At 71.3% G+C, this 20,162-nt stretch carries 18 protein-coding genes; 10 read left to right on the top strand and 8 right to left on the bottom strand.

The window, feature by feature from the left end; genetic code table 11:
- Positions 1 to 21: 21 nt before the first annotated feature.
- The 3 genes from paoC to paoA are packed head-to-tail and all read right to left on the bottom strand — an operon-like array spanning position 22 to position 3,815.
- On the bottom strand, positions 22 to 2,229 hold the full coding sequence (paoC, locus tag ABDW35_RS00970) for an aldehyde oxidoreductase molybdenum-binding subunit PaoC (protein ID WP_343711968.1): 2,208 nt from the start codon (positions 2,227 to 2,229) through the stop codon (positions 22 to 24).
- Between the two features lie 3 nt (positions 2,230 to 2,232).
- On the bottom strand, positions 2,233 to 3,183 hold the full coding sequence (locus ABDW35_RS00965) for a xanthine dehydrogenase family protein subunit M (protein ID WP_343711967.1): 951 nt from the start codon (positions 3,181 to 3,183) through the stop codon (positions 2,233 to 2,235).
- Entirely contained in the window at positions 3,180 to 3,815 is a 636-nt protein-coding gene (gene paoA, locus ABDW35_RS00960; protein WP_343711966.1) for an aldehyde dehydrogenase iron-sulfur subunit PaoA, read from the bottom strand. Before paoA ends, ABDW35_RS00965 begins: the two co-directional genes overlap by 4 nt.
- 278 nt (positions 3,816 to 4,093) lie before the next feature.
- Between paoA and ABDW35_RS00955 the strand changes: the two genes are divergently transcribed.
- From ABDW35_RS00955 to ABDW35_RS00910, 10 genes are read left to right on the top strand one after another with little or no spacing between them, the layout of a single operon-like run.
- A complete protein-coding gene (locus ABDW35_RS00955; protein ID WP_343711965.1) occupies positions 4,094 to 4,882 on the top strand; it encodes a GntR family transcriptional regulator in 789 nt (262 codons plus the stop codon).
- Positions 4,879 to 6,384 (top strand): ABC transporter substrate-binding protein, encoded by a 1,506-nt coding sequence (locus ABDW35_RS00950; protein ID WP_343711964.1) that lies wholly within the window; start codon positions 4,879 to 4,881, stop codon positions 6,382 to 6,384. The genes ABDW35_RS00955 and ABDW35_RS00950 overlap by 4 nt, the downstream gene beginning before the upstream one ends.
- A gap of 2 nt (positions 6,385 to 6,386) precedes the next feature.
- Positions 6,387 to 7,880, top strand: coding sequence for an ABC transporter substrate-binding protein (locus ABDW35_RS00945; protein WP_343711963.1), 1,494 nt, complete (start codon positions 6,387 to 6,389; stop codon positions 7,878 to 7,880).
- Positions 7,881 to 7,913: 33 nt separating this feature from the next.
- Positions 7,914 to 8,840 carry an ABC transporter permease gene (locus tag ABDW35_RS00940; protein WP_343711962.1) on the top strand — a complete coding sequence of 309 codons (927 nt, stop codon included), beginning with the start codon at positions 7,914 to 7,916 and terminating at the stop codon, positions 8,838 to 8,840.
- The gene (locus tag ABDW35_RS00935; protein ID WP_343711961.1) at positions 8,837 to 9,706 is read left to right on the top strand and encodes an ABC transporter permease; all 870 of its coding nucleotides are present in this window, start codon (positions 8,837 to 8,839) and stop codon (positions 9,704 to 9,706) included. Before ABDW35_RS00940 ends, ABDW35_RS00935 begins: the two co-directional genes overlap by 4 nt.
- An 8-nt stretch (positions 9,707 to 9,714) precedes the next feature.
- Complete coding sequence (locus ABDW35_RS00930; protein WP_343711960.1) at positions 9,715 to 10,500, top strand: SDR family NAD(P)-dependent oxidoreductase; 786 nt, start codon at positions 9,715 to 9,717, stop codon at positions 10,498 to 10,500.
- A gap of 10 nt (positions 10,501 to 10,510) precedes the next feature.
- Positions 10,511 to 11,401, top strand: a complete 891-nt coding sequence (locus ABDW35_RS00925) for a polysaccharide deacetylase family protein (RefSeq protein ID WP_343711959.1) — start codon at positions 10,511 to 10,513, stop codon at positions 11,399 to 11,401.
- Entirely contained in the window at positions 11,398 to 12,948 is a 1,551-nt protein-coding gene (locus ABDW35_RS00920) for a gamma-glutamyltransferase (RefSeq protein WP_343711958.1), read from the top strand. Before ABDW35_RS00925 ends, ABDW35_RS00920 begins: the two co-directional genes overlap by 4 nt.
- The gene (locus ABDW35_RS00915; RefSeq protein ID WP_343711957.1) at positions 12,941 to 14,095 is read left to right on the top strand and encodes an ABC transporter ATP-binding protein; all 1,155 of its coding nucleotides are present in this window, start codon (positions 12,941 to 12,943) and stop codon (positions 14,093 to 14,095) included. Before ABDW35_RS00920 ends, ABDW35_RS00915 begins: the two co-directional genes overlap by 8 nt.
- Entirely contained in the window at positions 14,092 to 15,060 is a 969-nt protein-coding gene (locus ABDW35_RS00910) for an oligopeptide/dipeptide ABC transporter ATP-binding protein (RefSeq protein WP_343711956.1), read from the top strand. Before ABDW35_RS00915 ends, ABDW35_RS00910 begins: the two co-directional genes overlap by 4 nt.
- Positions 15,061 to 15,201: 141 nt before the next feature.
- On the opposite strand, the gene ABDW35_RS00905 is transcribed toward ABDW35_RS00910, so the two are convergent.
- From ABDW35_RS00905 to ABDW35_RS00885, 5 genes are read right to left on the bottom strand one after another with little or no spacing between them, the layout of a single operon-like run.
- Positions 15,202 to 16,665, bottom strand: a complete 1,464-nt coding sequence (locus ABDW35_RS00905; protein WP_343711955.1) for an aldo/keto reductase — start codon at positions 16,663 to 16,665, stop codon at positions 15,202 to 15,204.
- Positions 16,649 to 17,623 (bottom strand): branched-chain amino acid ABC transporter permease, encoded by a 975-nt coding sequence (locus ABDW35_RS00900; RefSeq protein ID WP_343711954.1) that lies wholly within the window; start codon positions 17,621 to 17,623, stop codon positions 16,649 to 16,651. The genes ABDW35_RS00905 and ABDW35_RS00900 overlap by 17 nt, the downstream gene beginning before the upstream one ends.
- Entirely contained in the window at positions 17,620 to 18,531 is a 912-nt protein-coding gene (locus ABDW35_RS00895; protein ID WP_343711953.1) for a branched-chain amino acid ABC transporter permease, read from the bottom strand. Before ABDW35_RS00895 ends, ABDW35_RS00900 begins: the two co-directional genes overlap by 4 nt.
- Positions 18,528 to 19,262 (bottom strand): ABC transporter ATP-binding protein, encoded by a 735-nt coding sequence (locus ABDW35_RS00890; protein ID WP_343711952.1) that lies wholly within the window; start codon positions 19,260 to 19,262, stop codon positions 18,528 to 18,530. The genes ABDW35_RS00895 and ABDW35_RS00890 overlap by 4 nt, the downstream gene beginning before the upstream one ends.
- Positions 19,262 to 20,065, bottom strand: coding sequence for an ABC transporter ATP-binding protein (locus tag ABDW35_RS00885; protein WP_343711951.1), 804 nt, complete (start codon positions 20,063 to 20,065; stop codon positions 19,262 to 19,264). Before ABDW35_RS00885 ends, ABDW35_RS00890 begins: the two co-directional genes overlap by 1 nt.
- Positions 20,066 to 20,162 lie beyond the last annotated feature (97 nt).

Below are 20,162 nucleotides of genomic sequence, written 5' to 3'. Positions count from 1 at the left end.
CCCCGGTGCAGGCCGCAGCGATCACGCCACCTCGGGCAGCCGGTCCAGCAGCTTGTCGAGGGTGATCGGATAGTCCCGCACCCGCACGCCGGTGGCGTTGTAGACGGCGTTGGCCACCGCCGCGGCCACGCCGCAGATGCCGAGCTCCGCCACGCCCTTGGCCTTCATCGGCGAGGAGTACGGGTCCACCTCGTCCAGGAAGATCATGTCCTGGTGCGGGATGTCGGCATGGACCGGCACCTCGTAGCCGGCGAGATCGTGGTTGACGAAGAAGCCGTGGCGCTTGTCGACCGCCAGCTCCTCCATCAACGCGGCGCCGACGCCCATGGTCATGGCGCCGATCACCTGGCTTCGCGCCGCCTTGGGGTTGAGGATGCGGCCGGCGGCGCAGACCGAGAGCATGCGCCGCACCCGGATCTCGCCGGTGGCCGCATCCACCGCCGTCTCCACGAAATGGGCGCCGAAGGTCGATTGCTGGTGCGTCTCGGTGACATCGCCGAACTCGATCGTGTCCTCGGCGACCAGGCCGCCCTCGCCCGCCGCCTGGGCCAGCGGCGCGCTGCGGTTGCCGGCGCGGACCTGACCGTCGGCGAAGACCGCCTCGGCGGAGTTGAAGCCGAGCTTCTGGGCGACAGCCTCGCGCAGCTTGACGCAGGCGGCGTAGACGCCGGAGGTCGAGCTGGCGGCGCCGAACTGCCCGCCCGAGCCGGCCGAAACCGGGAAGCTGGAATCGCCGAGCCGCACCACCACCTTGTCGAGCGGCACCCCCATCATCTCCGCCGCGGTCTGGGCGATGATGGTGTAGCTGCCGGTGCCGATATCGGTCATGTCGGTTTCGACCGTCACGTCGCCGCGCGCGTCGAGCCGGACGCGGGCGCCGGACTTGACCAGCAGGTTGTTGCGGAAGGCGGCGGCGACGCCCAGGCCGACCAGCCAGCGCCCCTCGCGCGTCTGGCCGGGCTTCGGGTTGCGCTTGCTCCAGCCGAAGCGCTCGGCGCCGGTGCGCAGGCACTCCACCAGATGGCGCTGCGAGAACGGCCGTTCGGGCTTCTCCGGATCGACCTGGGTGTCGTTGAGGATGCGGAACTCGACCGGGTCTAGGCCGAGCTTCTCGGCCATCTCGTCGATCGCGATCTCCAGCGCCATCATGCCCGGCGCCTCGCCCGGCGCGCGCATGGAGTTGCCCTCCGGCAGGTCCAGCACGGCCAGCCGCATCGCCGTCATCCGGTTGGCGCCGGCATAGAGCAGGCGGGTCTGGTTGACGGCCAGTTCGGGCCCGCCGCCGGGCAGGTCGCCGGACCAGCTTTCATGGCCGATCGCGGTGATCTTGCCGTCGCGATTCGCGCCGATGCGGATGCGCTGGATGGTGGCCGGGCGATGCGTGGTGTTGTTGAACATCAGCGGCCGGGTCAACGCCACCTTCACCGGCCGCCCGGCGGCGCGGGCACCGAGGGCCGCCAGCAGCGCATCGGCCCGCACGAACAGCTTGCCGCCGAAGCCACCGCCGATGAAGGGCGAGATCAGGCGGACCTTCTCCTTCGGGATGCCCAGCGTCTTCGCCACGTCGCCCACGCCCCAGTCGATCATCTGGTTCGAGGTCCATACGGTCAGCCTGTCCCCGTCCCATGCGGCGATCGAGGCATGCGGCTCCATCATCGCGTGGCCCTGGTCGGGCGTGGTGTAGGTCTCATCGAGCCGGACCGGCGCCGCGGCGAAGGCACCTTCGAAGTCGCCGACCGCAGTGTCGGCCGGGCCGCCGATCTTGGGCTCGGGCTTGGTCGCGGAACCCTTCGCCGCCGCGAGGTCGAAAGCCCCCTCGCCCTTGGCATAGTCGACGCGGATCAACTGCGCCGCCGCACGGGCCTGCTCGAAGGTCTCGGCCACCACCACCGCGATCGCCTGGTGATAATGCTCGATCTCCGGGCCGCCGAGCAGCTTGGCGGTGTTGTAGTCGCCCTTGCCGAGCTTGCCGGCGTTCTCCGCCGTGACGATGGCCAGCACGCCGGGCGCGGCCTTGGCGTCGCCGAGCTCCATCCCGGTGATCCGGCCCTTGGCGATGGCCGAGCCGACGACATAGCCATAGGCCGGGTTCGGCACGGCGTCGTGCCGCTCATAGGCGTAGGGTGCCGTGCCCGAGGTCTTCAGCGGGCCGTCGATGCGGTCGGTCGGCCGGCCGATGACGGTGAGCCGGTCGATCGGGTTGGCGCCGGCGGGGGTGTCGAATTTCATGGTTCAGGCCCTCGCTTCGGCCAGCACCGCGGCGAGCGTGCGCTCGACCAGCGGCAGCTTGAACGCGTTCTCGGGGGTCGGCTTGGCGCCGGCCAGCAGCTGCGCGGCGACCGGCTTGGCCCCGCGCGGCAGCTGGGCCTCCGCCGCCTCGACGCGCCACGGTTTGTGCGCCACGCCGCCGAGGGCGACGCGGCCGGTGCCGTCGCGCTGCACGATGGCGCCGACCGAGACCAGCGCGAAGGCGTAGGACGCCCGGTCGCGCACCTTGTGATAGACCTGCGCGCCGCCGACCGGCTTGGGCAACGTCACCGCGGTGATCAATTCCCCGGGATCGAGCGCCGTCTCGATATGCGGTGTGTCGCCGGGCAGACGGTGGAACTCCCCGATCGGGATGGCCCGTGTCGCGCCGTCGGGCTTCACCGTCTCCACCGTCGCGTCCAGGGCGCGCATCGCCACCGCCATGTCGCTGGGATGGGTGGCGATGCAGGCGTCGCTGGTGCCCACCACCGCGAGCTGCCGGCTGAAGCCGCCGATCGCGGCGCAGCCGCTGCCGGGCTGCCTTTTGTTGCAGGGCTGGTTGGTGTCGTAAAAGTACGGGCAGCGCGTGCGCTGCAGCAGGTTGCCCGCGGTGGTCGCCCGGTTGCGCAGCTGGCCGGAGGCGCCGGCGAGCAGCGCCCGCGACAGCAGGGCGTAGTCGCGCCGAACGCGCCGGTCGGCGGCAAGGTCGGTGTTGCGCACCAGGGCGCCGATGCGCAGGCCACCCTCCGGCGTCTCCTCGATCGTGTCGAGCCCGAGGCCGTTGACGTCGACCAGATGCGCCGGCGTCTCGATCTCGAGCTTCATCAGGTCCAGCAGGTTGGTGCCGCCGGCGATGAACTTGGCGCCCTCGGTGCGGAACACGGCCGCGGCGGCCTCGGCGGGCGAGCGCGCCCGTTCGTAGGTGAAGGACCTCATGCCTCCCTCCCCGCCACCTCGGTGATCGCCTCGACGATGTTGGAATAGGCGCCGCAGCGGCAGATGTTGCCGCTCATCCGCTCGCGCAACTCGGCCTCGGTCAGGCGCGGCTGGGCGGTCAGGTCGGCCGTGACATGGCTGGGAATGCCGGCCTCTACCTCGTCCAGCATCGCCACGGCGGAGCAGATCTGCCCGGGCGTGCAGTAGCCGCACTGATATCCGTCATGCCTGACGAAGGCGGCCTGCAGCGGGTGCAGCCGGTCGGGTCGGCCCAGCCCCTCGATCGTGGTGATGCGCTCACCGTCATGCATCACCGCCAGGGTCAGGCAGGAATTCACCCGCCGCCCCTCGATGATGACGGTGCAGGCGCCGCACTGGCCGTGATCGCAGCCCTTCTTGGTGCCGGTCAGGTGCAGGTGCTCGCGCAGCGCGTCGAGCAGCGTCGTGCGGGTGTCGAGATCGAGGTCGCGGGCTTCGCCATTCACGGTGAAGGACAGCTTGGTCATGACGGGGGCTCCGGCAGTGGCGGCTGCGGCATCGGCGACCGACGGCATCGTCGTCATCGCCGCGGAGGCGGCGGTGCCGATCATCAGGCCGCGCCGGCTGATTGCGAGTTCGCCGAGTGTGTGCATGGTGTCCCAATCCCACTTGGCTGGCGGTTGCTGGCAGAGGGGCGGTTCAGTCATCGGACCGCGGGAACGACCCTTGGGATCCAGGGTCAACGCGCGGGGGCGACGCGTGCGAGCGATGCGGATCGGCGCGCCCTTAATCCGAGCCAATGCCCTGGCGGCTGCAAGAGTTCCTCTCGACCAAGCCAAGCAGCAAACGGTCGGCATGGGAAATAACACCCACCTTCGTGAAATTTCAGATTCAGCTTGTGAGATGTCACGTACAATGAGACGCTCACAATATGTACGATCATTCCTCGCCCTTCGCCCAGGCGCGCACGCCGGGTGCCGAGCCGAAGGCGGCCTTCGCGCTGAAGCGGCTGCGCCGCGCCGTGATCGAATGCGAGCTGCGGCCGGGAACGGATTGCTCGGAGCCTGATCTGGCCCAACGCTTCGGCCTGGGCCGGGCGGCCGTCCGCACCGCCCTCACCACCCTGGCGGCCGAAGGGCTGGTCGCGGTCGAGCCGCGGCGCGGCTGGCGGGTGGCGCCGGTCACCGGCGCGCTGATCGGCGACGTGATCCGTGCCCGCCAGGCGCTGGAGCCCGGCCTGGCCGAGCTCCGGCTGCCGTCCGACGCCGCCGCCGGGCTGATGGCGCTGACCCGCATGGGCGCGGCGCTGCAGGAGCGCGAGGACCGCCAGGCCCTGGTCACGCTGCGCGCCGCCGACCGCCAGATTCTGGACCGGCTGGCCGCCCTGGCCGGCGGGCTGGTCGGCCGCTGGCTGGACGAGGCGTGGAACCAGGCGGACCGGATCACGGCCTTCTTCGACCTCGCCGGGCGGCACCACCGGCCGCCGCGGCGCGAGGCGCTGATCGCCGCCCTGGCGGCCGGCGACGCCAAGGCGGCCCGGCATGAGATCACGGCCGCGCTGACGGCCTTCCAGGACTTCGCCACCGCCGCCCTGCTGTCCCTGCCCTCCTCGCTTGAGGTGGCCGGGACGAAGCAGGGGCGGCGGCGGCGACAAACCGGACCCGAGGCGACGCCGCAGGCGCGTCCGCCCCGGCCGCACCAACAGGGGGACATCACATGACGCAGAACAGATGGCTCGGCGCGGCTCTGGGCATCGCGCTCGGGGCGATGATGCTGGCGGCGGCCCCGGCGATGGCCAAGGACCGCCTTACCGTCGACCTGGTGAACGAGCCGTCCTCGCTGGACCCGCAGTTGCAGTGGAACCCGGACAGCTACTACGTCTACCGCAACATCTTCGACAACCTGGTCACCCGCGACGACAAGGGCGAGATCGTCCCGCAGGTGGCGACCGCCTGGAAATACCTCTCGGACACCGAGATCGAGTTCCAGATCCGCGACGACATCACCTTCCATGACGGGCAGAAGCTGACGGCGGAGGATGTCGCCTACAGCATCCGCCGCATCACCGACCCGAAATTCGCCAGCCCGCAGCTGGGCCAGTTCAACAAGATCACCGGCGCCGAGGCGACCGGCCCGACCACCGTCCGGGTGAAGACCGACGGCCCCTACCCGGCCCTGCTGGCACAGCTGGTGAAGCTGTCGGTCGTGCCGAAGCATGTGGTCGAGGCGGTCGGCAACGACGCCTTTAACCTGAAGCCTGTGGGCAGCGGCCCGTACAAGTTCGAAAGCTGGCAGCGCGGTGTCGCCGTCACCCTGACCCGCAACGACGCCTATTGGGGGACGAAGGGTCCGTTCCAGACCGCGGTGTTCCGCGCCGTGCCCGACGCCGCCACCCGCGTCGCCGACCTGCAATCCGGCACCGCCGACCTGGTGGTGACGCTGGACAGCGACCTGGCGGCCCAGATCCAGGGCTCGGACAAGGTCAAGCCGCTGGTGGTGCTGACCGAGCGTGTCGCCTATCTGCGGCTGAACCCGATGAACCCGCCTTTCAACAACCTGAAGCTCCGCCAGGCCGTGGCCTATGCCATCGACAAGCAGGGCCTGACCGAGGGCATCCTGGGCGGCTACGACAAGCCGGTGGCGGAGCTGCTGACCCCCGCCCATGTCGGCTGGACCGAGGGCATCGAGGGCTTCCCCTACGATCCGGAGAAGGCCAAGGCGCTGGTGGCCGAGGCCGGCGACGCGGCGAAGGTGGAGGCCGAGCTGTCCACCGCCCCGGTCTATGACCAGCGCATCGTCCAGGCGGTGCAGCAGCAGCTGACCGAGGTCGGCATCAACGTGAAGATCACGATGACCGACATGGCCAGCTACCTGAAGCGGTCGCAGGGCAAGCCGCAGGAAGGCGCCAGCATCACCTTCGGCCGCTGGTCCTGCGCCTGCCAGGACGCCGACGGCGTGCTGTTCCCCCTGCTGCACAGCAGCAGCGGCTGGTCGAACTACCGCAATGCCGAGGTCGACAAGCTGCTGGTCGAGGCGCGCTCGACCCTGGACCAGGCCGTCCGCCTCGACCGCTACGCCAAGGTCAACGAGATCGTCGCCGCCGAGGTGCCCGCCCTGCCGCTGTACCAGGCCGCGATCATCTACGGCGCCGCCAAGGGGCTGAACTGGCAGCCGACGCCGAATGAGAGCCTGTTCCTGAACCGCATGTCCTGGACCGACTGACGATGGCGCGCACTCTCAAGGCCGCCCTGCTCGGCGTCGCGCTGGCACTGGTGGCAGTGCCGACTCTCGCCGAGGCCAAGGACCGCTTCGTGGTCGACCTGGTCAATGAGCCGTCGACCCTGGACCCGCAGCTGCAGTGGAACCCGGACAGCTACTACGTCTACCGCAACATCTTCGACAACCTGGTCACCCGCGACGACAAGGGGCAGATCGTCCCGCAGATCGCCACAGGCTGGAAGGTGCTGTCCGACACCCAGGTCGAGTTCGAAATCCGCGACGGCGTCACCTTCCATGACGGCAGCCCACTGACGCCGGAGGATGTCGCCTTCAGCATCAACCGGATCATCGACCCGAAGCTGGCCAGCCCGCAGCAGGGCCAGTTCGACAAGATCGTGAAGGCCGAGGCGACGGGGCCGCATAGCGTCGTGCTGACCCTGGCCGGCCCCTACCCTGCTTTGCTGGCGCAGCTGGTGAAGCTGTCGATCGTGCCGAAGCACGTGGTCGAGGCGGTGGGCAACGATGCTTTCAACCTGAAGCCGGTCGGCAGCGGGCCGTACAGGTTCGAAAGCTGGCAGCGCGGCGTCGCCGTGACCCTGACCCGCAACGACGCCTATTGGGGGACGAAGGGGCCGTTCGCGACCGCGGTGTTCCGGGCAGTGCCGGACGCCGCTACCCGGCTGGCCGATGTCGAGGCCGGCAGCGCCGACCTGGCGGTGTCGCTCGATTCCGACCTGGCCGGCCAGCTCGAAGCGTCGGGCAAGGGCAAGCGGCTTTACACCCTGACCGAACGGCTGGCCTATCTGCGCCTGAACCCGACCAAGCCGCCCTTCGACGACAAGCGGCTGCGCCAGGCCGTGGCCTATGCGGTCGACAAGGAGGGCATCACCCAGGGCATCCTCGGCGGGCTGGACCAGCCGATCGGGCAGATGGTGACGCCGGCGCATTTCGGCTGGTTCGAGGACATCCCGGGCCTGCCCTATGACCCGGACAAGGCCAAGGCCCTGGTCGCCGAGGTCGGCGGCTCGCCGAAGGTCGAGATCGCCACCGGCGCCTTCTTCGACCAGCGCGTTGTCCAGGCGATCCAGCAGGAGCTGGCCGATGTCGGTTTCGACGCCAGCATCAAGCTGGTCGACACCCCGACCTTCCTGAAGCTGATCCAGCAAGGCGCGCAGGGCGGCCCGGTCCTGGCCGTCAGCCGGTCCTCCTGCGCCTGCCAGGACGCGGACGGGGCGCTGTACCAGCTGTTCCATTCCGGCAATCCCTGGACCATCGTCGAGAACAAGGAGCTCGACGGCTGGCTGGACGACGCCCGGGCGACGCTAGACACCGACAAGCGGCTGACCGACTACCGCAAGGTCAGCACCTTCATCGCCACCGAGCTGCCGGCGGTGCCGCTGTTCCAGACCGTGGCGATCTACGGCGCCGCCAAGCCGCTGCAATGGACCCCGACGCCGAATGAGAGCCTGTTCCTGAACCGCATGACCTGGTCGGAATGAGGGAGGCCAAATGAGCGAGGGCCACCGCCCGGCATGACCGCCTTCCTGCTCCGCCGCCTGGGCCAGGCGCTGCTGACGATCTTCGGCGTCGCCACGCTGATCTTCTTCCTGCAGCGCCTGACCGGCGACCCGACCTACCTGCTGGTGCCGGACACCGCCACCCAGGCGGATATCGAGGCGCTGCGCCACGCGCTGGGCTTCGACCGGCCGCTCTGGGTGCAGTACCTGTCCTTCCTGGGCGAGATCGCACGCTTCGACCTGGGCCGGTCGGTGGTGCAGAACGTGCCGGTGGCGGACATCATCGCCTCGCGCCTGCCCTACACCCTGGCGCTGGCGGCCGGGGCGCTGCTGGTCGCCTGCGGCCTCGGCATCCCGGTCGGGGTGGCGCTGGCGCTGTGGCGCGACCGCTGGGCCGCCCGGATCCTGGCAGGCGTGGTGCTGGCGGCGCAGAGCATGCCGACCTTCTGGAGCGGCATCCTGATGATCCTGGTCTTCGCCGTGACGCTGGGCTGGCTGCCGCCCTCCTCCACCGGCGGCATCGACCATCTGGTGATGCCGTCGGTGGCGCTGGGCCTGCTGAGCATGGCGACCTTCGCCCGGGTGACGCGGACGGCCCTGCTGGAGGAGCTGTCGAAGGACTATGTCCGCACCGCCCGCGCCCGCGGCGCCGGCACCGGCCGCCTGCTGCTGCGCCATCTGGCCCGCAACGCCTCGATCCCGGTGATGACCGTCGCGGGCCTCGAGGTCTCGAACCTGCTGGCCGGCGCGGTGATCGTCGAGACGGTGTTCGCCTGGCCCGGTCTCGGCCAGCTCACCGTGCAGTCGATCCTGGCGCGGGACTTCCCGATCGTGCAGGGGGTGGTGCTGCTCGGCTCCTTCGTCACCGTCGCGCTGAACCTGCTGACCGACCTGCTGTACACCGCGGTCGACCCGCGCATCCGGCTGGGGAGCGCGCGATGAGCGCCGTCGTCGATACGACGCCGACTCCGGCCCCGGCCGCCAGGCGCAACCCGCTGCGGCGGGCCTTGCCCTTCATCATCCTGCTGGCGCTGTTCGCCCTGGCCGCCGTGCTGGCACCGCTGGTCGCGCCCTATGACCCGAACGCCCAGAACCTGCTGGGCCGGCTGAAGCCGCCCGGCACCGTCGCCCGCAACGTCCACTACCTGCTGGGCAGCGACGAGCTGGGCCGCGACCTGCTGAGCCGCCTGGTCTGGGGCGCCCGGGTCTCGCTGCTGGTCGCGGTGCTGTCGGTGCTGATCTCCGGCGTCATCGGCACCGTGCTGGGCATGCTCGCCGGCTATCTGCGCGGGCCGGTCGAGATGGTGGTGATGCGGGTGGTCGACGTGTTCCTGTCGGTGCCCGCCATCCTTCTGGCCATTATCACCGTCGCCGTGGTCGGCCCCGGCCTGCTGAACGTCATCCTGGTGCTGGCCCTGACGCGCTGGCCGCGCTACGCCCGCGTCGCCTACGGCCAAACCCTGGCGATCGCCGGCCGGCCCTATGTCCGGCTGTCCGCCTTCATGGGCGCCGGTCCGTTCCGCGTGCTGTTCCGCCACATCCTGCCGAACATCCTGGGCGCCGTGACCGTGGTCGCGACGCTGGAGTTCGGGCTGATGGTGCTGTTCGAGGCCGGTCTGTCCTTCCTCGGCCTCGGCGTGCAGCCGCCGACCGCGAGCTGGGGCGCGATGCTGTCGACCGGGCGCAACTACGTCGCCACCGCCTGGTGGATCGCCACCTTCCCCGGCCTCTGCCTGTTTCTTCTGGTGCTCGCCGCCAACCTGATCGGCGATGCGCTGCGCGACCGTCTCGACCCCCACAGCCGATGAGGACCTCCATGAACATCCCCAGCGATCTGAACGGCAAGCGCGTGGTGGTGACCGGCGCCTGCGGCGTGGTGGGCAGCTGGATCGCCGCCGCCTTCGCCGAGGCCGGCGCCAGCCTTTGCCTGACCGACACCTCCGAGCCCGACCTCGACCGCCTGGCCATGAACCTGAAGGGCGACCGCTTCACCTATGCGGCCGACCTGCGCGAGGCCGCGGAGATCGACGGTTTGGCCGCCGAGATCGGCGTCCGCTGGGGCACGGCGGACATCCTGGTCAACAATGCCGGCGTCTATCCCAGCGGCTTCCTGCTCGACATCGATGTCGAGGAATGGGACCGGATCTTCGAGGTGAATGTCCGCGCCCCCTTCCTGCTGAGCCGCGCCCTGGCGAAGCAGATGATCGCCGCCAAGGTGCCGGGCAGCATCATCAACATCTCCTCCGGCGCGTCGCGCAAGATGCGGCGGACCGTGGTGCCCTACTGCGTCTCCAAGACCGCGCTGGACCGGCTGACCAAGGGCTTCGCGCTGGAGCTGGCGGAGTTCGGCATCCGCGTCAACGCGGTCGAGCCCGGCTTCATCGCCGGCAGCAAGGTCAGCCTGCTGACCCAGGAGCATGTCGAGGCCACCAGCGGATCGATCCCGCTCGGCCGCCCCTCCTCCGCCGCCGATGTCGGCAACGCCGTGCTGTTCCTGGCCAGCGACGCCGCCGCCTACATGACCGGGTCGACCATGACCGTCGACGGCGGCAACTCGATCGGGTCGATGGCCGTGTACCAGGCCAAGAAGTCGCCGCTCTAGGAGAGGTCCGATGGTCCAGCCCTGGCCGCGCTACCAATGGCCGCAAGGCCGCGACAGCGCCTTCTGCTTCACCGTCGATGTCGACGCGGATTCCCCCTATCTCTGGCAGCAGCGGGCGCCGGAGGCGACGCGCTCGCTGGGCCAGCTGGAGCAGCGGCGCTTCGGCCCGCGCATGGGCATCTGGCGGCTGCTCGACCTGCTGGACCGCTTCGGCATCAAGGGCAGCTTCTTCGTGCCCGGCGCGGTGGCCGAGGCCAACCCCGAGCTGCTGCCGGCCTTCCTGGAGCGCGGCCACGAGGTGGGGCTGCACGGCTTCTTCCATGAGATCGTGGCCCAGAGCAGCGACGCCGAGTTCACCGGCGCGCTGGAGGCGGCGATCGAAGTGTTCCGCCGCCAGACCGGCGCGGTGCCGAAGGGGTTCCGGTCGCCGGCCTGGGAGATGACGCCGCACATGCTGGCGGAGATCCGCCGGCACGGCCTCTGGGACAGCTCGCTGGCGGGCGCCGACCACCCGTACGAGATCGACGGCGTGGTCGAGGTGCCGGTGCAATGGGCGATCGACGATGCCGTGTTCTTCAAGTTCTCCGGCGGCGGCACCGACCAGTGGCCGCCCGAGGCGCCGGGCCCGATCCTGGAAGGCTGGCTGGATGAGTGGGAGATGCTGCGCCGGCTGAACGGCCTGTTCATGCTGACCGTCCATGACTGGATCTCCGGCCGCGCCCAGCGGCTGCGCCTGCTGGAGCGGCTGCTGGAGCGGATCACCGCCGCGCCCGGCGTCTGGATCGCCACGGTCGGCGAGGTCGCGGCGTATCACGCCGGCTCGGCCAATGCCGGGCGGTTCGTCGCCGCGTCGGATATCCCCGGCCCGGTCGAGCCGCGCCGCTTCGGGCGCACGGCATGACCCTGGACGGGCGCAAGACCGAGATCCGCAGCCGCCACGGCCTGGTCGCCGCCCAGCATCGCTACGCGGCGGAAGCCGGCGCGGCGGTGCTGGCGCGCGGCGGCAACGCCATGGACGCGGCGGTGGTGGCGGCGCTGGTGCTGAGCGTGGTCGAGCCCTGGCTGTCCGGCATCGGCGGCGGCGGCTTCCTGCTGCATGCCGATGGCGCGACGGGCGCGGTCTCGGCGCTGGACTTCAACGTCCGCGCCCCCGCGGCGCTGGACCCGGCCGACTATCCGCTGGCCGGGGCCGACACCGGCAACTGGTTCCAGTGGCCGTCGGTGGTCGAGGACCGCAACCTGATCGGCGGCAGCTCGATCTGCGTCCCCGGCGCGGTCGCCGGCCTGGCGGAGGCGCTGGAGCGCTTCGGCAGCATCGGCTGGGCCGAGGCGCTGGCCCCCGCCATCGACCATGCCGAGCGCGGGCTCGAGATCGACTGGTACGCCGCCTTCTGCCTCTCGATCGAGGCGCATGCGCTGGTCCGCTTCGCCCCGACCGCCGCGCTGCTGCTGGAGGATGGCGAGGCCCCGAAGGCGGCCGAGGGCAAGCACCGCCCGATGCCGGCCAAGGCCCGGATGCTGCGGCGCCTGGCGCGGGAAGGCGCCCGCGACTTCTATGAGGGCGAGACCGCGCGGGATCTGGCGGCCGACCTGGCCGAGGCCGGGTCGCGTATCACCGCCGCCGACCTGGCCGCGTACCGGCCGCGCTGGGCCGAGCCGCTGCGCGGCGCCTATCGCGGCCGCGACGTCTGGGCCATGCCGGGGCTGAGCGGCGGCCCCAGCCTGTTGCAGGCGCTGGACCTGCTGGCGCCGCGCACCGCCTGGGGCGAGAGGCCGGATGCGCGGGCGGCGCTGGCCTATGCCCGCGCGGCGCGCGAGGCCTATCGCCGCCGCCTGACCGGCATGGGCCATGCCGGCCTCAGCCGCGATCCCGGCTGCACCAGCCATGTCAGCGTCGTCGACGCGCGGGGCAACATGGTCTCGCTGACCAACACCCTCCTGTCCCGCTTCGGGTCGAAGGTGGTGCTGCCGCGCGCCGGCATCCTGATGAACAACGGCATGATGTGGTTCGACCCGCGGCCGGGTCAGCCGAACTCGATGGCCGGGGGCGCCCAGCCGCTGGCCAATATGTGCCCGCTGATCCTGGGCCGCGACGGCCGGCCGGATCTCGCGATCGGCGCCGCCGGCGGCCGGTCGATCTTCCCGGCGCTGCTGCAGCTGCTCTCCTATGTCGTCGATTACGGCATGACGCTGGAGGAGGCGTTCCACACCCCGCGCGTCGACGCCAGTACCCCCACGATCAAGGTGAACGCGGCCGCGGCGCCGGACGTCGCGGCCACGGTGGCGCGCGACTTCCCGGTGCAGATCGTCGAGGACACGCTGTATCCGGTGAACTTCGCCATCGCCTCCGCCGCCGCGCGCGACCCGGTGACCGGTGAGACGGTCGGCATGGCGCACCCGACCAGCCCCTGGTCCGGCGTCGTGGTCGGGGGACCGGCCGATGCCTGAGATGCCCCTGCTCGCCATCGACGGGCTGCGGGTCGCCATCGGCGGCCGGTCCGTGGTCGACGGGGTGTCGCTGTCGATCGGCCGCGGCGAGGTGCTGGCTCTGGTCGGCGAGAGCGGCTGCGGCAAGAGCCTGACCGCCCTGTCGGTGCTGCGCCTGCTGCCCGCCGCCGCCCGCGTGGCCGGAGGCGCCATCGCCATGGAGGGCACCGATCTCCTGGCCCTGGACGAGGCGGCGCTGCGCGACCTGCGCGGCAACCGGGTGTCGGTGATCTTCCAGGAGCCGGTGGCGTCGCTGAACCCGCTGGTCCGGGTCGGCGACCAGGTGGCGGAGAGCCTGCGGCTGCATCGCGGCGCCTCGGCCGCGGAGGCCCGCGCCGAGGCCGTGGCCATGCTGGCGCGGGTCGGCATCGCCGATCCGGAGCGGCGGGCCGGGCAGTTCCCCTTCGAGCTGTCCGGCGGCATGTGCCAGCGGGTGATGATCGCCTCGGCCCTGATCTGCCGGCCGGAGATCCTGATCGCCGACGAACCGACCACGGCGCTGGACGTCACCATCCAGGCGCAGATCCTGGACCTGCTGAAGACCCTGCGGGCCGAGGCCGGCAGCGCCATCCTGCTGATCACCCACGACATGGGCGTGGTCGCCGACATGGCCGACCGGGTGGCGGTGATGTATGGCGGCACGGTGGTGGAGAGCGGGCCGGTCGACGCCATCTTCGACGCCCCCGCCCACCCCTACACCCGGCTGCTGCTGGCGACCGTGCCGCGCCTCGACGGCCCGCGGCGGGAGGAGCTGAAGACCATCGCCGGCACGGTGCCGGACGCGGCGCATTGGCCGCAGGGCTGCCGCTTTCGCACCCGCTGCCCGCTGGCCGATGAGCGCTGCGCCGAGACGCCGCCGCTGGAGCCGGCGCGGCCCGCCGGCATGAACGGAAAGGCCGGTGCCGCCCCCTCACCCGAAATCGCCGACGCGATTTCGACCTCTCCCCGGGGGAGAGGTGAAAGGTCCCTCTCCCCCGGGGAGAGGGAGGGGCCCGGCGCGCAGCGACGGGAGGGTGAGGGGGAGCAGGCTTCTCCATCGCGAGCCGATCCGGCAACGGAGCATCTCGCTGCTTGCTGGTATAGCGACCGCGTGGGGACGCTGGCATGACCGGCGCGCCACTTCTCTCCGTCCGCGACCTCGCGGTGCATTTCCCGGTCCGCGGCGCCGCCAGGGGCGCCGTGGTCAAGGCGGTCGACGGCGTGTCGCTCGACCTCGAGGCCGGCCGCACCCTGGCCCTGGTCGGCGAGAGCGGCTGCGGCAAGTCGACCACCGGTTACGCCATCCTGGGGCTGGAGCGGGCGACGCGGGGCACCGTCGCCTTCGAGGGCCGCGACGTCACCCATGCCGCCCCGGCCGAGCGCCGCGCTTTGGCCGGGGCCATGCAGATCGTGTTCCAGGACCCGAGCGCCGCCCTGAACCCGAAGATGCGCATCGGCGCCAGCATCGCCGAGCCGCTGGCCATCCGCGGCACGCCCGGTGCCGAGCGGCGGCGAAGGGTGGCGGAGCTGCTGGACCTGGTCGGCCTGCCGGCCGGCTACGCCCAGCGCACCCCGAACGAGCTGTCGGGCGGGCAGCGCCAGCGGGTGGTGATCGCCCGCGCTTTGGCGCTGTCGCCGAAGCTGCTGGTCTGCGACGAGCCGGTCTCGGCGCTCGACGTCTCGATCCGGTCGCAGATCCTGAACCTGCTGGTGCGGCTGCAGGACCAGCTGGGCCTGGCCTATCTGTTCATCAGCCACGACCTGTCGGTGGTGCGCCACATCGCCGACCGGGTGGCGGTGATGTATCTCGGCACCATCGTCGAGCAGGGCAACACCGACGCCGTCTTCGCGGCGCCGCGCCACCCCTATACCGAGGCGCTGCTGTCCGCGATCCCCCTGCCCGACCCGCGGGCGCAGCGGCAGCGCCGCAAGATCATCCTGTCCGGCGACCTGCCCAGCCCGCTGGCGGCGCCGGCCGGCTGCCCCTTCGTCAGCCGCTGCCCGATCCGGGTCGAGGATTGCGCCGCCGTCCGCCCGGTGCTGCGCCCGGCCGAGGGCGGCACCGAGGCCGCCTGCCTGGTGCGGGCGGGGTGACAGGCGATCGAAGGCCCGGCCCGGGGCGTGGTGGGGATGGCCCCGGGCCGGGCTGGGCGCTCGGGGAAGTGTGAGTGCCGTTGATGTGACGATTCCGGACCGCGATCTCTTCCATCATTTCGTCGAGGCGAAGCGATCCGGTCAGTCGACCACCGCCTCGACCTCGATCTCGACCTCGTAATCGCCGACCAGGGCGCCGGCCTGGACCAGGGTGTTGGCCGGCTTGACCGCGCCGAACACCCGGCCATGGGCGCGCGACACCGGCTCCCACATCCCCGCGTCGCGCAGATAGATGCGGGTGCGCACCACATCCTCGATCGACCCGCCGAGCGCCGAGATCGCGGCCGCGATCTTGTCGAGAATGTAGGTGGTCTGCGCCCCCGGGTCGCCCGGCGCCACGCAGCGGTCGCCGCCATGAGTGGCGGTGGTGCCGGAGACGCGGATCGTGTCCTTCACCCGAATTGCGCGGCTGTAGCCCGCGATCGGCTCCCATACGCTGCCAGAGGAGACGCGCAGCCGGTCCGGCCGGCCGGGCACCGGCTCCGCCGCGAAGACCGGCGGCAGCGCGTCGAGATGGTGGCTCAGGTCCCCCGAGGCGGTCAGGTAGGGCGGCCGGCGGTACTCGTCGCCGCAATCGCCGGGGATCGGCGTCGCCGCGGCGAAGGCATCCTCGAGATGCGCCCGGTCCTCGGCGTCGAGCGCGAAGGCGAAGGCGGCGAGGTTGTCGGCGCGATGCTCGCTCTCGCCCAGCCGGGCGCCGATGATCGCGGCGGCCACCGCCTCATGCTCCAGCACCCAGCGGGTGGCGACGTTGGAGACGGAGACGCCGTGCTTGCGCGCGACGTCGGCCGCCGCCTGCAGAATGCCCTGGAACACGTCCCAGCCGCCCGCCGCGTCGATGAAGCGCTTGTATTTCGACCGGCTCCAATCCGGCATCGTGTCCGGCTCCGGCTTGCCGAGCCACTTGTCGGAGAGGAAGCCGCCGCACAGCGTGCCATAGGCCAGCAGCTTGACGCCCTTGGCCCGGCACAGATCGGACAGCGCGCCGGCGGCGCGGCGGTCGACCAGCGAGAACGAGACCTGGTTGGTCAGCACCGGCACGCCGTCCGCCAGCGCCACCGCCAGATGCGCGGCGTCGAAATTGGTGACGCCGATCGCGCCGACCAGCCCCTCTTCCCGCAGCCGCGCCATCTCGTGCAGCGCGTCCAGCCAGGCCGGATGCTCGAAGCTCCACCAGTGGAACTGCAGCAGGTCGACCCGGTCGACGCCCAGACGGTCCAGCCGCTCCTGCACGCCGCGGCGGATCACGGCGGCGGTCATCGGCCCCGGCTCCGGGCACCATTTGGTGAAGGCCAGGGGCCGCCCGGTACCCTTGCCATGGCGGGCCAGCAGCCGCCCGGCGATCAGCTCGGCGCTGCCGTAATGGTCGGCCATGTCGAAGGTGTCGAAGCCGGCCTGGGCATAGGCGTCGAGGGCGTCGGCGCCGCGCTCGGGATCGAGCGTGGTGCCGTCCTTCTCCAGATCCGCCACCTGCCACAGGCCGCAGACCAGGCGGCTGATCGACAGGCCGGGGCCGAGATCGATGCGGTCAGGGGTGTTCGGCACGGGAATTCTCCTTGCTGCGGCGGCGTGACGGCCCGCGGTCCTCGCCCAGGATGCCGCGCGGGCGCAGCAGCAGGACGGCGCAGAGCGCGACGCCGATCATGACGATCTGCAGCGCGGCGGCGCGCGCCTGCTGGTCGGGCGGGAACAGGGCCGAGATGGCGCCGCCGGACGCCGCCCACAGGCCCCAGACGAAAACCGCGCCGAGGATGGCGCCGAGATTGCTGCCCGAGCCGCCGACGATCAGCATCGCCCAGACCTGGAAGGTCAGCCGCGGCAGGTAGTTGTCGGGCGCGATGAAGCCGATGAAATGCGCCTGCACCGCGCCGGCCAACCCCATGATGCCGCCGCCGATGGCGAAGGCCTGCAGCCGGAACGACACCGCGTTCTTGCCCAGGGCGCGCGCCGCCGTCTCATCCTCGCGGATCGCCCGCAGCACCCGGCCCCAGGGGCTGCGCACCAGCCGCTGCAGCGCCAGGTACAGCACCAGCACCACCGCCGCGACCACGGCGAGATTGGCCAGGCCGAACAGCAGCGGGTCGCCGGCCGTGTCGGCGAAGGGTCGCGGGATGAAGCCGATGCCGAAGGGACCGCCGGTGACCTTGACCATGTTGAGGGCGCAGAGCTGCACGGCCACGGCGACGCCAAAGGTGGCGATGGCCAGATAGTCGGCCCGCAGCCGGATGGTCAGCGCCCCGATCAGGAACGACACCAGCGCCGTGGCCAGCGCCCCGCCCAGCCAGCCGACGACGATCGGCAGGCCGAAGCCGCCGAAGCGGTCCGCCGCCTCCGGCGTCGTCAGCAGGGCCGAGACATAGGCGCCGATGGCGACGAAACCGGCGACGCCAACATTGAACAGCCCGGTCTGGCCCCATTGCACGTTCAGGCCGAGGCACATGATGGCGTAGGTCAGCGCCATGGTCAGGAAGAAGCAGCCATAGGCGACCAGCTCGACGCTCATCCGGCCCTCCCGAACAGGCCCTGAGGGCGGAGCAGCAGCACCAGCACCAGCACGACGAAGGACACGGCGGCGCGCCATTCGCCGCCGACCAGCGGCACGGCCACGGCCTCGGCCAGGCCGACGACGAGGCCGGCCAGCATCGCCCCCGGCACGCTGCCGATGCCGCCGAGGATCGCGGCGGCGAACAGCGGCAGCAGCAGGTCCAGCCCCATCTGTGGCCGGATCTGGACCAGCAGGCCGGCGAAGATCCCGGCCACCGCGGCCAGCCCCGCCCCCAGCAGCCAGACGATGCGGATGACGCGGCGCACATCGATGCCGACGACGCCGGCCAGCTGCGGGTTCTCGCTGACCGCACGCATCGCCCGTCCGGTCGCGGTCCGGGTCAGCAGCAGATGCACCGCCAGCACCAGGACCAGGGCGACGCCGAGGGTCAGCAGCTGGTCGGGCGTGGCCCGCAGGCCGCCGCCGAGCTTCACGGCGATCTGCAGCGCCTTGGTGTAGTAGGCCGGCTTCGAGGTGAAGATGAACTCCAGCAGGCTGCGCAAGGTCAGCGCGGCGCCGAAGCTGGCCATCACCAGGATGATGACGGTGCTGCGCTTGTCGCGCAGCCGGCCGAACAGCAGCCGGTCGACCAGCAGCGCCAGCCCGCCGGTGAACGCCACCGCGATCAGCGCCGCCAGCGGCAGCGCCCAGCCGAAGGAGAACGGGCCGATCGGGGTCGTGAGCCCGCCGGAGAGGCTGCCCAGCGCCCCGGCCGCGGCCAGCGCGGCATAGGCGCCCCAGGACAAGAGCTCGCCATGGGCGAAATTGGCGAAGCGCAGGATCGAATAGGTCAGGGTCACGCCGATGGCGCCGAGGCCGATCATCGCCCCGGTGACGAGGCCGTCCATGATCACCTGCGGAGTCATGGCGTGGCCTCATGGCGGCGGGCGCCGAGATAGAGCTCGGCGACGATCGGGTCATCCGCGAGCCCCGCCGCAGGACCCTCGTGGCGCACCTGCCCCTCGACCAGGATCACGGCGCGGTCGGCGATGGCCAGGGCCGCCTTCACATTCTGCTCCACCAGCACGATGGTGACGCCGGCGCGGTTGATCGCCTGCAGCCGCGCGAACACCTCGGCCACGATCTTCGGCGACAGCCCGGCCGAGGGCTCGTCCAGGATCAGCACCGACGGCTCGACCACCAGGGCGCGGGCCACCGCCAGCATCTGGCGCTGGCCGCCCGACAGCTGCCCGGCCCGCAGCGACGGCCGCGCGGCGAGATCGGGGAAGGTGTCGTAGAGCGCGGCGATGCGCCGGGCGCGCTTGTCCTTCGGCAGGATGTCCGCCGCGGCGCGCAGATTGTCGTGGATCGACAGCGTGGCGAAGATGTTCTCGGTCTGCGGCACGAAGGCCAGGCCATGGCGGATCTTCTCATGCGCCGGCACGGCGGTGATGTCGGTGGTGCCCAGCGCCATGGTGCCGGAATGCACCGGCACCAGCCCGGCGATGGCCTTGACCAGGGTCGACTTACCGGCGCCGTTCGGGCCCAGCAGCACCACCAGCTCGCCCTGCCCTACCGCCAGGTCGACGCCGCGCACGATCGGCAGATCGGGCTCGTAGCCGGCGACGAGATCCTGCGTCGAGAGCGCGGTGTCCATCACGCCGCCGCCCCACCGAGATAGGCGTCGACCACCGCCGGGTGGCGCGCCACCTCGGCCGGCGCGCCTTCGGTCAGGAAGCGGCCCGAGGCCATGACCACGACCCGGCCGCACAGCCGCGCCACCATCTCCATATTGTGCTCGATCAGCAGGATCGACCGGCCCTGGCGGTTCAGCTCGAGGATCCGGTCGATGATCAGCTCCAGCAGCGTCGGATTGACCCCGGCCGCCGGCTCGTCGAGCAGGATCGCCTGCGGGTCGGCCATCAGCACCCGCGCCAGCTCCAGCAGCTTGCGCTGGCCGCCGGACAGCACGCGCGCCGGCTCATGCGCCAGATGCGACAGGGTCACGAAGTCCAGCAGCGCCTTCGCCTTCGCCGTCGCCGCCCGCTCCTCCGCCGCCACCCGGCGGGGTGCCAGGAAGTTCGGCCACAGCCGCTCCCCCGACTGGCGCTGGCCACCGGCCAGGACGTTCTCCAGCACCGTCATCCCGGCGAAGGGGCGCGGGATCTGGAAGGTGCGGGCCACGCCATGGGCGATGCGCTGCTCCGGCCCCCGCCGCGACAGCTCGCGCCCGCCGACCCGGATCGACCCGGCGCTGGGCGCCAGGCTGCCGGCCAGCAGGTTGAACAAGGTGGTCTTGCCGGCGCCGTTGGGCCCGATCAGCCCCAGCATCTCGCCGGGGCGCAGCGCGATCGACATGCCGTCCACCGCGCGCAGCCCGCCGAACTGCTTGACCAGGCCGCGCCCCTCGATCACGGGCGCACCGGCGGAAGCGTTCGGGGCATGTGCGGCTGGCTGCATCCGCCTCGGACCAATTTTGATCGGTGATGTTTGATCAAAGTTTACAGCCGGTGCGTTGGCAAGTAGAAAATTCGGGGAGAGCAGCAACTGCCCATCA

Source organism: Inquilinus sp., from assembly GCF_039594555.1.
Taxonomy (GTDB): Bacteria; Pseudomonadota; Alphaproteobacteria; order DSM-16000; family Inquilinaceae; genus Inquilinus.
This window is presented reverse-complemented; position numbering and strand designations above follow the sequence as displayed.